Raw genomic sequence first — 12,932 nt, forward strand, 5'->3', positions numbered from 1 at the left:
TTTTGCAGGGCAGGGGAGTATGCGCAGTCACTATTGCGGGCAACTGAACAGCGGCCTGGTCGACCAGGAGGTGAGTCTCTGCGGCTGGGTGCATCGGCGGCGCGACCATGGCGGGGTGATCTTCATCGATCTGCGCGATCGCGACGGCCTGGTCCAGGTCGTCTTCGACCCGGATCGGCCCGAGGTCTTCGCGTTGGCCGAGCAGGTCCGCAACGAATATGTCCTGCAGGTCACGGGCCGCGTGCGGCGCCGTCCCGCCGGCACCGAGAATCCGGATCTCGCGACCGGCGAGGTCGAGGTGCTGGGGCTGGAACTGCGGGTGCTCAATGCCGCCGAGACCCCGCCGATCCAGCTCGACGAACACGGACTGGAGATTTCCGAGGAGCTCCGCCTACGTTACCGCTATCTGGATCTGCGCCGCCCGGAGATGCAGCAGCGGCTGCGGCTGCGCAGCCGGATCACCGGCGTGTTGCGCGGCTTCCTCGACGAGCAGGGCTTCCTCGACATCGAGACGCCGATCCTGACCAAGTCGACGCCGGAGGGCGCCCGCGACTACCTGGTGCCGAGCCGTACCTACCCGGGCCAGTTCTTCGCGCTGCCTCAATCGCCGCAGCTCTTCAAGCAGTTGCTGATGATGTCGGGCCTCGATCGCTATTACCAGATCGCCCGCTGCTTTCGCGACGAGGATCTGCGCGCGGACCGGCAGCCTGAGTTCACGCAGCTCGATATCGAGGTCTCCTTCATGACCGAGGACGAGCTGATGGGGCTGATGGAACAGATGTTCCGGGGTCTGTTCCGCGCGGTGCTCGATGTCGAGCTGCCCGATCCCTTGCCGCGGCTGACCTATCAGGAGGCGATCCGCCGCTTCGGCTCGGATCGGCCGGACCTGCGCGTACCGCTCGAGCTGGTCGATGTCGCCGATCTGTTGCAGGGTGTCGACTTCAAGGTCTTCGCCGGGCCGGCGACCGACCCCGAGGGCCGCGTCGCGGCGCTGCGGCTGCCGCGTGGTGGCGAGCTGTCGCGCAAGGAGATCGACGACTACACGAAGTTCGTCGGCATCTACGGCGCCAAGGGGCTGGCCTATATCAAGGTCAACGACTGGACGGCCCGTGGTCGCGACGGCCTGCAATCGCCGATCCTCAAGTTCCTGCCGGACGAGGCCGTATCCGGCATCATGGCCCGCACCAGCGCGACCGATGGCGACCTGATCTTCTTCGGCGCCGACAAGGCCCATGTCGTCAACGAGGCGCTCGGTGCGCTGCGGGTCAAGCTCGGGCACGACTGCGGGCTCGCGGCGACTGGATGGCATCCGCTGTGGGTCGTCGACTTCCCGATGTTCGAGCGCGACGCGCAGACGGGCCGCTGGATGGCCTTGCATCACCCCTTCACGGCGCCGAAAGAAGACCAGCTGGACCGCCTCGACACGGATCCGGGGGCCTGTCAGTCCCGCGCCTACGACCTGGTCCTGAACGGCACCGAGATCGGCGGCGGTTCGATCCGTATCCATCGCGAGGCCGTGCAGCGGCGCATCTTCCAGCTCCTGAACATCAGCGACGAACAGGCCGAGGATCGCTTCGGTTTCCTGCTCAAGGCGCTGAAGTACGGCTGTCCGCCCCATGGTGGCATCGCCTTCGGGCTCGATCGGCTGGTCATGCTGATGACCGGCGCCGACTCGATCCGCGACGTGATGGCCTTCCCGAAGACGCAAAGCGCCGCGTGCCTGTTGACCGCGGCCCCGTCCGAGGTCGATGCGGCCCAGCTCAATGAGTTGTCGCTCCGTCTGAAAGCCAGGACGTGACGACTCCCGTGGCCGGGCCACCGACGGCCGTGTGACGGGAACGCAAGAACTTTGTCGAGGGTTGCATTTCGAGACAATCAATCGTTGGGGCCTTGTATCCTGACGTCCGCAGCGCGCGGCGACAATTGCAGGGGCCTCTGATCGGTCCCCCGGTTCGGGGATCGCCACGGGGGAAACTATGGCCGTGCGAAACGCTTTGATCCTGGTCGAGTCACCCGGGTCACCCGACGCGTCCGCGTCGGAACCGTCCACCTTCAAGCGGCCGGAATCCGTGCTCGTCGTGGTCTGCACATTGGCCGGTGACTTTCTGCTGTTACGGCGTACCCGGCCGAAGGGCTTCTGGCAATCGGTGACCGGCAGTCTCGCGCCCGGCGAGACGCCGCGTGCTGCTGCGCTCCGCGAGCTGGCCGAGGAGACGGGGCTGGCCGGGCGAGGCACCTTGCACGACCTCAGGCATAGTGCCCGCTTTTCGATCCCACCCCATTGGCGCAAAGGTCGCTATGCACCGGGTGTGCACTACAATCTCGAACACTGGTTCGCGCTCTGGCTCGATCGGCGGCGGCCGGTGCGGCTCAATCCCCGAGTGCACCTCGCCCACCGCTGGTTGCCCGCGTCGCAGGCGGCGACCTTGACGCGATCCTGGACCAATCGATCGGCGATCCTGACGCTGGCCGGACTCGCCCGGTTCGGTTGACCGATCGGCGCCGGGCGGCGACCAGACTGCGACCCGCGCCGCGCGAGGGCGACGATTGCGATGCCTTGGCGATCGTCCATCCGGGGCCGTCGAGGGGTCCTCGCGGGTCTCTGTCGTGATGGTGGTGCGGGGTCTCAGCGCCGCCAGTTCGCGAGCGACAGCGTGCCGGATTCCTCGAGTGTCAATAGACGGGTGAGGCCGCCTGTGCTCAGACGCGCCCGCAACCGGTAGTCGATCTCGTCGCTGGGGCTAGTGGCCAGGATCTGCTGGAACAGCAAGACGCCGCTGATCAGATCGACGCCAGCCTGAAGTTCGACGGTCGATTCTCCGAAGGCTGGTACGGTCTTCAGGTCCCTGGCCACGCCGGTGATCAGTCGCTGCCCGGCGAGGGCCACGTCGTAGCTCAACCCCGTCAACGGCAGCGGGGCTGGGTTCGGGTTCACGACCCGCAGACCGAGCGCGAAACGCGGTGCCAATCCCTCGGACGGCAACAGTCGAAATGAATCCAGCATGACCGCCGGTGGTTCATAGTCGGATCGCAGGCTGGCACAGCCGGCCACCAGGACAGCGGCCATTCCCGCCAGGAACCACCGTCGCGAGCGACCTCCGATCCGGGCGTAAGGGAAAGTCTTCATCGGGATATCGTTCATCGATAAGTCCGCCCGCCAGTCGGCGTGTTCCAGGGCCGTCCGAGAAAGAGGTAGATCGCGTCGTATCCACCGTCGGCCTGGCCATAACCCAGGTACAGGGGGCCGATCGGCGTATCGGCCCCGACGAAGAGGCTCCCGCCGACACGCAGGCTGTCGAAGCCGATGTCCGATCGTTCGGCCCAGACGTTTCCGGTTTCCAGCGAGGCCCCGGCGTAGGTTCTGATGAAGCCGGTGCCGAGTTCGCGCAGGTACAGGGTCCTGGCTAGGCCCATATTGGCGCCGGCCAGCTCCAACTGATTGAAGCCGGAGAGGTTGACGAAACCGCCGAGGCGGAACAGGGATTGGGGTACGGGATCGCCGCCGACGTTGCCGGCGAACGACAGGCCGGTCAGCAGGCTGTTGCGGCCCCAGCCGCGGCTGTGAAGCAGCCCGAACCCGGCTTGATCAAAGTCGTCGGACGCGCCGAGCGCGCGGCGTGAGGTTAGCGCGAAGGCACTCCCGAACCAGCCGTTCCTTGGAAAACTCGGGTTGTCGAGGGTATCGAGCTGAAACGACAGCGTCAGCTCACCGGCGTCGAAGTTGTAACCGGCGAAGCCCGGATCGCCGGAACGCAGATCAGCGTCTCCGGCGTAGCGGCCGTAACGCAGTCCGAGGCGGCCCCAGTCCCCGAGATTGCGTCCGAACTCGAGCGACCCGCCGATGCGGGTCAATAGGTACTTCGCGCTCGGTCGATCGGACTCGCTGGGGTCGAACAGGGTCAGGCTCTCGGTCACGTAGCCGGCGCCGGCCTCCAGATACCAGCGTTCGCGCGGATCGAGCGGCTGATAGAACTCGGTCAGCAGGCCTGGTTCCTCGCCGCCGGTCAGCAGGGTTCGCCACTCGGCATTCAACGGGTTGACCGGGGCCATCGTGTAGGCGAGTCCGACGTTGAACCAGGAATTGCCGCCGGACGCCGAGGACAGCTCCATGCCGGCCTGCAACGAGCTGGTGCCCCAGGATTTCTCGGTTGCCGTGACGACGAGTTCGGTTTCGCCATCCGGCGCGTCCGAGACGCGATAATGCACGGTTTGGAAGTTGTCCTGATCGATGATGCGGTCCAGTTGCGCTTCCAATGCCTGCGTATCGAGCGGTTCGCCAGGTGGCACATCCAGGCGTTCGGCGATCAGGCGATCGTCGAGTCGCGAGCGGTTCTCGATCCGCACGCGATCGATGATCGGGGCGGACCGGTCCAGCGGTGACGGGTCGGCGGTGGCGAAGGACACCGCGGTGGCCCGGCTGACCGCGGCCAGTTCGGTGTGTTTGGCCGAGGCGCCTTGTTCGCCGATCGCGATGGCCTCCAGCATCCTGGTGAAATCGGCCGATTGCACACGACGCTCGAGCGGCGGCACGATCAGAACATCGCGCTCAGTCAAGGTCGCGATCTCTTCCTGCGTGTTGCGCCAGGTCACCAGGCTCGACACCTGATCGAGCATCTGCAAGACATTGTTGATCTCGGAACGATCGCGTCGCGGGCCGCCCACGTCGACGGCGATCACGATGTCGGCACCCATCGCGCGAACGACGCTGATCGGCAGATTCATCGCCAGACCGCCGTCGACCAGCAGCCGGTCGTCGAGTTCCACCGGCGCGAACGCGGCCGGCACGGCCATGCTCGCGCGGATCGCCGTCGCGAGATCCCCATTGTCGAGGATCACCGCCTCGCCGGTGACCACATCGGTGGCGACGGCGCGAAAAGGGATCGGCAGCGCGTCGAAGTCCTCGACTTGCCGGGCCGGCAGCGTATAGCGGCGCAGCGCGAGGTCCAAGCGGTGGCCCTGGATCAGGGCCGGCACCAGGTTGACGCGCCGCTCCCGCTCATCGACGCCGGGGCGGGCCTTGATCAGGAAGGTACGGTCGTCGAGCTTGCGGCGCATTCGGCGCTCTGCGCGCGGCGGCTCATCCTGAAAGATCGCGGCCCAGTCGATCTCCTCGATCGCGGCCTCGATCTCGGTCGGCGACAGGCCCATCGCGTAGAGCCCGCCGACGACCGCGCCCATCGAGGTCCCGGCGACGTAGTCGACGCGGATGCCGAGTTCCTCGATGACCTTGAGGACCCCGATATGGGCGGCCCCACGTGCACCGCCGCCGGACAGCGCGAGCCCGATCGTCGGGCGTTCGTCGGCGACCACCGGGTCGGCGGGCAACAGGAGTCCCGCAAGGATCGGAAGCAGCGCGACGAGACCAAGGGCGCGTCGACCCGACATGGAAAACATCACTTTGAATCTCTCTCTGAAGCGATCTGCTGCTTCCCTAGACGTCAGGGGAGCATCATCCCGCGGATCGTGAAGAACAAGAGCGCGGCCATCAGCGCCGAGGCCGGAACCGTGATGAGCCAGGCCGCGACGATCTTGAACACTTGCGAGCGCTTGACCAGTTCGTGACGATACACCTTCTTGAGCCCTTTGCGCTCGGTCTTCGAGAAGTGAGCTGGGTCGAGCTGACGCTTCGACTTGCGTTTGAGCTCACGCAGCATCATGCCCTTTTCCTGGATCGAGACGCGCGAGAAGCGATCCATGAAGGCATCGATCGCTACCTGGTCTCCTTCGGGGTGGTGGGTCTTGATGTCGGCCAGCATCCGGGCATAGTTGCTCTTGAGGAACTCGCGCAGGAAGCCGACACCGAACACGGCTCCGACCGCAACGTGGGTCGTGCTGACTGGAATGCCGAGCTGACTGGCGATGATCACGGTGATGGTTGCCGCCATCGCGATGCAAAAAGCACGCATCTTGTCCAACTCGGTGATCTCCGAGCCGACAGTCCGGATGACCTTGGGACCGAAGAGGGCCAGTCCGAGCGCAATGCCGAGCGCGCCGACGACCATGACCCATAATGGGATCGGCGCCGCCTGTGCGATGGTGCCGGTGCCGGAGCCAACGACCTCGACGATTGCGGCCAGAGGCCCTACGGCGTTGGCGACGTCGTTGGAACCGTGGGCGAAGCTCAGCAGGGCCGCGGCGAAGATCAAGGGCACCGTGAACAACTGATTGACGCCCGCTTTGGAGTTCGCGATCCGTTGCGATTGTCTGGCCACCAGCGGTTTGACGACGGCGAAGACGAGAAGCGCCACCGCCATGGCGAAGGTGGCCGCGCTCAAAGGCGTCACCGCGATGATCCGATCGAGGCCCTTGAGCATCAGATACATCGAGAAGGCAAAGGCCATCGTCGCGACCAGATACGGGACGGTTCGCCGAGCAGCCCCGGCCAGGTCCGTCTGGTAGGTGATGGTGCGCTTGATCAGGTAGAGGAAGCCAGCCGCGATCAGTCCACCCATCATCGGCGAGATGATCCAACTGGCGGCGATCCTCCCGACCGTATCCCAGTTCGCGATGGCCAGACCGCTGGACGCGATCCCGGCCCCGAGCACCGCGCCGACGATCGAGTGCGTCGTCGACACCGGCGCGCCCATGATGGTCGCGATGTTGAGCCAGATCGCCGCGGCGAGCAGTGCGGCCATCATGACCCAGACGAAGGTGTCGGGGTCCGGGATCAGATTCGGGTCGATGATGCCGCTGCGGATCGTGCCGACGACCGCACCTCCGGCGATGATCGCGCCGGATGCCTCGAAGATCGCCGCGATGATCAGGGCGCCACCGAGGGTCAGGGCCTTGGAGCCGACCGCCGGCCCGACATTGTTCGCGACGTCGTTCGCACCGATGTTCATCGCCATGTAGCCACCGATCATCGCCGCGATGACGATGAAGAGGCCACCGGTGTGTCCATCGACTCGCACGGTCGTGTAGAGCATGACGCCGATGATGAAGAGCAAGGCCATGCCCAAACGGAAGAGCTCGATCCGGCCACGTCTCGTTGCCTTTTCGATCTCTTTGATGTGTAACAGATCCATACCGCCCCCGTCGTGAAGATCTCGGGGCGCGATTGTTCCAGAAATAAAACCGTAACCCAATGGTCATGGCTATGCGGCCGGGGCCACCGCAGGACGAACAGGGCGGGTGGTGAGAATCGGTGCCGGGTTAGAGGGGTCTGGGCAACTCTCCGAAATATAACTCGCCAGGCTTACGCGGCTTTCGGTTGAATCCCAGCTATCGGTTGAATCCCAACAGATTGGGTGTCGGTGCGGCTTCTTGGATGTAGGTGCGGCTTCAGCCGCACGAAGGCCATGGTCGTCTGGCCGAATGGTGTTGCGGCTGAAGCTGCACCGACACCGCGCATCAGCTGAACAAAATGGTATTTCGTCTCGCGGGAGTTGCCGATGTCGCTGGCGGTCGAGGGAACGTCACCGCCTTCGCGGATCTGTGGTTCCTGATTCGAGTCGGCCGGAGCCGAGAAAGGACCGTGCCGCCTACGGCGCAGGGAAGGCTGGCATCACGGGGTGGGCATCACGGATGAGTGGTGGTGGACGATCAGCCACCGTCCGTCGCGATGCTCATGGACGAAGGTGTAGCGCGCCGGCACCTCCCTCATCTTGCCCTGATCGAGAACGCGGAAGGTATAGATGCCGGCGTCGGTTATCTTGTTGCAGCCGATCTTCACGTTACGCTGATTGATCGTGCCCTCGGGCCGCTTTTTGAGGAAATGCTCGAAGTAGTCGCGGATCTCGGCGTGGCTCGTGCGCGGGATGTTCGAGACCGTGGGGAGCAGCACCGCGTCCTCCGCGTAGCAGGCGGTAACCCGGCCGGCGTCGCCGGTCTTGAGGGCGTCGTTCCAGCGTTCGAACAGGTCCTCGGCGAGCCGCAGCGTGGCTGGGGCGCAGACGATGCACGCTGGTTCCGGTGGTGTGTCGACGCCCTGAACGAGGCCGCCGCGTGGACCGCCGGTGATCGCGTGTCGGTGCCCGCGAAAGGACGCGCTTAGGCTCAGCCGGCCGCTGGAAGGGGTCGGCTCGATGAAACGGGTGCCGCTGATACGCGGACGCGAGGAGGCATCGTTCACCTGCGTTGACTCCTGAGAGGGACGGAAAAGAAGGCCCCTTCGATCGGGGGAGGAGCCCTTAGCCAGTGTCACGAGGTCGATAGGATACCGCAGAGACGTCGAGTTGCCACCCAAGCGCGCAGATGGCGCGCCGCGTGTTGGCCGCTCCCTGGGGAAATCGACCTCAACAGGGTCCTGAGCTGGGCGGTTGCCGGGATCCGGGATGAGGGGTGCCCATGCCAGGCGGGAACATCGAGTGGATCGCGCGTTCTGACGCAAGGTGCGGGCCTGACCGAGGTCGGTTCGGCGCCTCGGTTGCGGGACAACCCGAGCGCAACAAGGAAGGGCTTGCACACTTTTGCCGCGATTGCCTGGTAATCTCCGACTCCCTGGCTTGGTCGCCAAGGTGCGCCAGTCGGCCGCGCGAGAGGCCGACCGGCGCTCCGTTCCCAATCCGCGCGATGACAGGTCTTGACACCATGCTTCGACGCACAGATGCCCCCTCGATGAGCGAATCACGATGCCCCGTTATCCGATCCTGATCCTCTGTTTGACCATCGGCTGGCCCCTGGCGGCCGAGGCCGCCGGCCCGGCCGTCATCGTCGCCGAGGCCCGGCTCGAGCCGCTTGCTGATCGCGTCGAGGCCCTCGGCACCCTCAAAGCCAACGAGTCGGTGTCGATCACGGCCAATGTGACCGAGGTCATTTCCGCGATCCATTTCGACGATGGACAGCGGGTCACGCGGGATCAGGTGCTCGTCGAGATGCACAGCACCGAACAGCGCGCGCTGCTCGAGGAGGCGCAGGCGCGCTTGGGCGAGGCCGAGCGTCAGTACCGCCGGGTCCGAGCGCTTGTCGAACAGGGCTCGGCGTCGGAATCCCTGCTCGATGAACGCCTGCGCGACCTCGAAACCACCCGCGCACTGGTCGTCGCGATCCGCTCCCGTCTCGACGACCGTGTTATCACCGCGCCTTTCGATGGCGTCGTCGGCCTGCGCGACATCAGCCTGGGGGCACTCGTCGGACCCGGTGATCTGATCACGACGCTCGACGACGACAGCGTCATGAAGCTCGACTTCGCGGTCCCCAGCGTTTACCTGACGACGCTGGAGCCCGGGATGCCGATCGAGGCCCGCTCGCGGACCTACGAGGGGCAGGTCTTCAGCGGCGTGATCCGCGGCATCGACAGCCGCGTGGATCCGGTCACGCGCGCGATCCAGGTCCGGGCCTTGATCCCGAACCCGGATCGCCGGTTGCGACCCGGGGTGCTGATGCGGGTCGAGCTGCTGCGCAACCCGCGTGACGCGACCATGGTCCCGGAGGCCGCGCTGATGCAGGCCGGGCACGAGCACGCGGTGTTCGTCGTGACCGGGGATGACGAATTGTCGGTCGAGCGCCGGACCATCCGGATCGGCACGCGGCTGCCGGGCTCCGTCGAGGTTCTAGAGGGATTGGTTCCTGGCGAGCGGGTCATCACCCATGGTCAGGGCAAGGCGCGGCCCGGTGAACCGGTTCAGATCCTCGCGGTCGATGACGGCACGCGGACGCTGCGCGAGATGCTGGAGGCGCGGCCGTGATCCTGTCTGATATCTCGGTCACGCGCCCGGTCTTCGCCGCGGTCCTGTCGCTGCTCTTGGTCGCGTTCGGGCTGGTCTCGTTCGATCGCTTGCCATTGCGGGAATTCCCCGATATCGACCCGCCGGTGGTCTCGGTCTCGACGACCTACCCCGGCGCCGCGGCCAATGTGGTCGAGACCCGGATCACACGTGTGATCGAGGATCGCATCGCTGGCGTCGAGGGCATCGAGACCATCGAGTCGGTCAGCGAGGACGGGCGTTCGGCGATCACGGTCCGCTTCAGTATCGCCCGCGACATCGATGGGGCCGCAAACGACATCCGTGATCGCGTCTTCTCGATCCTCGACCAGTTGCCGACCGAGGCCGACCCGCCGGACATCCAGAAGGTCGACGGCAACGAAGACGTGATCATGTGGTTGAACCTGGTCAGCGACCGCATGACGGTCCCGGAGCTCAGCGATTACGCGCGCCGCTATCTGGTCGACCGTTTCTCGGTGATCGACGGCGTGGCGCGCGTGCGCGCCGGAGGTGGCCAGACCTTCGCGATGCGCGTCTGGCTCGATCGCAATGCGCTTGCCGCGCGCGGTTTGACGGTGGCCGATGTCGAGAGCGCGCTGCGCGCCGAGAACGTCGAGCTGCCGGCCGGGGGGGTCGAATCGGTCGATCGGCATTTCAGCGTCCGGCTCGACCGCGCCTTCGACACGGCCGAGGATTTTGCCCGATTGGTACTAGCCCGCGGGAGCGACGGCTACCTGGTGCGGCTCGGCGACGTCGCGCGCGTCGAGCGCGGGACCGACGAGGAGCGGACCTTCTTCCGCGGCAACGGCGTGCCGATGGTCGGCCTCGGCATCATCAAGCAGTCGACCGCGAATACGATCGCGGTCGCCGACGCGGTCCGCGACGAGATGGTGCGGGTCAACGAGACGCTTCCCGAGGGCATGCAGCTCCGGCAGAGTTACGACACCTCGGTCTTCGTCAAGGGGGCGATCCTCGAGGTCTACAAGACGTTGGCGATCGCGATCGGTCTCGTGATCCTCGTCATCTTCCTGTTCCTCGGCAATGTCCGTGCGATGCTCGTCCCGGCCGTGACGGTGCCGGTCTCGCTTGTTGCGACCTTCTCGGTACTGCTCGCACTGGGCTTCTCGATCAATATCCTGACGCTGCTGGCCCTGGTGCTCGCGATCGGCCTGGTTGTCGACGACTCCATCGTCGTGCTCGAGAACATCCATCGGCGCATGGAACGCTACGGCGAGACCCGTCTGGTCGCCGCCTACCGCGGGACGCGCCAGGTCGGTTTTGCCGTCGTCGCGACGACCATGGTCCTGATCTCGGTCTTCGTGCCGATCGCGTTCCTGCAAGGCGACATCGGCCGGCTGTTCGCCGAGTTCGCGCTGACGATGGCGACGGCCGTGTTCTTCTCGTCGTTCGTTGCTCTGTCGCTGTCGCCGATGCTGGCGTCGAAGATCCTGCCGCCGAGTCACGGTGATGGCAGTCTCAGCGCCAGTGTCGACCGGGCGTTCGCGTGGGTCCGGCGTGGCTACCGTGTTCTGCTTGATCTGTTCCTCGCCCAGAAGTGGCTGATCGGGCTTCTGTTCGTTGCGACTCTCGCGAGCGCGGCCTGGCTCTTCCAGGCTCTGCCGCAGGAGTATGCGCCGCGGGAGGATCGCGGGGCCTTCTTCATCCTCGTCAACGGTCCGGAAGGGGCCTCGTTCAGCTACATGTCGGAGTACATGGACGAGATCGAACGGCGCCTGCTGCCTTACGCCGAGAGCGGCGAGGCGATCCGGGTCCTGGTCCGCGCGCCGCGCGCCTTCACGACGACGCAGATCTACAACACCGGCATGGTCATCATGGTGCTCAACGATTTCTCATTGCGACGCTCCGGCTGGGAGATCATGGACGAGGTGCGCGCGACGCTCGCGGATCTGCCTGGTGTGACCGCCTTTCCGGTCATGCGCCAGGGCTTCGGCGCGCGGATTCAAAAGCCGGTGCAGTTCGTCATCGGCGGCGGCACCTACGAGGAGTTGGCGGCCTGGCGCGACATCCTGCTCGAACGGATCGAGGAGAACAACCCGGGTCTGACCGGCATCGATTGGGATTACAAGGAGACCAAGCCGCAACTGCGCGTCGCGATCGACTACGATCGGGCCGCCGATCTCGGTGTCAGCGTCAGCGCGATCGGCCGCACGCTGGAGACCATGCTCGGGTCGCGGCGCGTGACGACCTACATCGACGGCGGCGAGGAGTACGACGTGATCCTCGAAGGCGAGCGCCTCGAGCAACGCACGCCCTCGAGCCTCGAGAACATCTATGTCCAGTCTCAGCGCAGCGGCCAGCTGATCCCGTTGGCGAACCTGGTCGAGATCAGCGAGGTTGCCGACTCGCCGAGCCTGAACCGCTACAACCGGTTGCGCGCGATCACGATCGAGGCGAACCTGACCGAGGGTCTGTCGCTCGGCGAGGCGCTGAACTATCTCGAAGGCCTGGTCGCCGAGTACCTGCCCGAAGAGGCCCAAATCGACTACAAAGGGCTGTCGAAGGACTTTCGCGATAGCGCCGGCGGCGTGCTATTCGTGTTCCTGCTCGGTCTCGCGGTCGTCTATCTGGTGCTGGCGGCCCAATTCGAGAGCTGGATCCACCCGCTGGTCATCATGCTGACGGTGCCGCTGGCGATGGCCGGCGCCCTGTTCGGGCTCTGGGGCACCGGCCAGACGATGAACATCTACAGCCAGATTGGGCTCATCATGCTGGTCGGCCTGTCGGCGAAGAACGGCATCCTGATCGTCGAATTCGCGAACCAACTGCGCGATCGCGGCCAGGCGTTCCGCGAGGCGCTCATCGAAGCCGCCGAGACCCGTCTGCGCCCGATCGTGATGACCGGAATCACGACGGCGGCTGGATCGATTCCCCTGATCCTCTCGAGTGGTGCCGGTGCCGAGACGCGGTTCGTGATCGGCACCGTGATCCTGTCCGGTGTCCTGGCCGCGACGCTGTTCACGCTGTTCGTCGTGCCGGTGGCCTACGACCTGCTCGCGCGCCGCACTGGCTCGCCCGGCGATGTCAAACGCCGCCTGCTCGATGAATCCGCTGCCGTTGACGAAGCGTCCTCCGGGCGGGGCGGCCGAGAATAACTCGGTATCGGTTTGGCAAAAGCCGGTCCCTTCGTAGTCGGGTTAGCGCAGCGTAACCCGACATCGGGGGCTTTTGAATCGATCCTCAGCGCCGCCGTGTTCCGCCGAACAGCGAGCCCATGACGCCGCGTACCAGTTGCCGGCCGATTTGGGTACCAAGACTGCGCGCAGCGCT

General features: G+C 65.6%; 8 protein-coding genes. 4 read left to right on the forward strand and 4 right to left on the reverse strand.

Annotation, left to right across the window (positions count from 1 at the left end):
• Positions 1–19 precede the first annotated feature (19 nt).
• Positions 20–1,798: an aspartate--tRNA ligase gene (gene aspS, locus ABC977_RS16320; RefSeq protein WP_369668344.1), complete on the forward strand. Its 1,779-nt coding sequence runs from the start codon at positions 20–22 to the stop codon at positions 1,796–1,798.
• Positions 1,799–1,982: 184 nt separating this feature from the next.
• A complete protein-coding gene (gene nudB / locus ABC977_RS16325; protein ID WP_439849200.1) occupies positions 1,983–2,492 on the forward strand; it encodes a dihydroneopterin triphosphate diphosphatase in 510 nt (169 codons plus the stop codon).
• 134 nt (positions 2,493–2,626) lie between these two features.
• On the opposite strand, the gene ABC977_RS16330 is transcribed toward nudB, so the two are convergent.
• The 4 genes from ABC977_RS16330 to ABC977_RS16345 all read right to left on the reverse strand — a co-directional run bounded on the left by ABC977_RS16330 (position 2,627) and on the right by ABC977_RS16345 (position 8,071).
• Positions 2,627–3,127: an LEA/WHy family protein gene (locus tag ABC977_RS16330; RefSeq protein WP_369668345.1), complete on the reverse strand. Its 501-nt coding sequence runs from the start codon at positions 3,125–3,127 to the stop codon at positions 2,627–2,629.
• 11 nt (positions 3,128–3,138) lie between these two features.
• Positions 3,139–5,385: a patatin-like phospholipase family protein gene (locus ABC977_RS16335; protein WP_369668346.1), complete on the reverse strand. Its 2,247-nt coding sequence runs from the start codon at positions 5,383–5,385 to the stop codon at positions 3,139–3,141.
• A 53-nt stretch (positions 5,386–5,438) separates the two neighbouring features.
• Positions 5,439–7,025 (reverse strand): inorganic phosphate transporter, encoded by a 1,587-nt coding sequence (locus ABC977_RS16340; RefSeq protein WP_369668347.1) that lies wholly within the window; start codon positions 7,023–7,025, stop codon positions 5,439–5,441.
• A gap of 479 nt (positions 7,026–7,504) precedes the next feature.
• On the reverse strand, positions 7,505–8,071 hold the full coding sequence (locus tag ABC977_RS16345) for an SgcJ/EcaC family oxidoreductase (RefSeq protein ID WP_369668348.1): 567 nt from the start codon (positions 8,069–8,071) through the stop codon (positions 7,505–7,507).
• Positions 8,072–8,570: 499 nt separating this feature from the next.
• On the opposite strand from ABC977_RS16345, the gene ABC977_RS16350 reads away from it, so the two are divergent.
• Together ABC977_RS16350 and ABC977_RS16355 are read left to right on the forward strand one after the other, a co-directional pair.
• Positions 8,571–9,626, forward strand: coding sequence for an efflux RND transporter periplasmic adaptor subunit (locus ABC977_RS16350; RefSeq protein ID WP_369668349.1), 1,056 nt, complete (start codon positions 8,571–8,573; stop codon positions 9,624–9,626).
• Positions 9,623–12,757 carry an efflux RND transporter permease subunit gene (locus ABC977_RS16355; protein ID WP_369668350.1) on the forward strand — a complete coding sequence of 1,045 codons (3,135 nt, stop codon included), beginning with the start codon at positions 9,623–9,625 and terminating at the stop codon, positions 12,755–12,757. Before ABC977_RS16350 ends, ABC977_RS16355 begins: the two co-directional genes overlap by 4 nt.
• Positions 12,758–12,932: the final 175 nt, after the last annotated feature.

This window comes from Thioalkalicoccus limnaeus, from assembly GCF_041197575.1.
GTDB lineage: Bacteria > Pseudomonadota > Gammaproteobacteria > Chromatiales > Chromatiaceae > Thioalkalicoccus > Thioalkalicoccus limnaeus.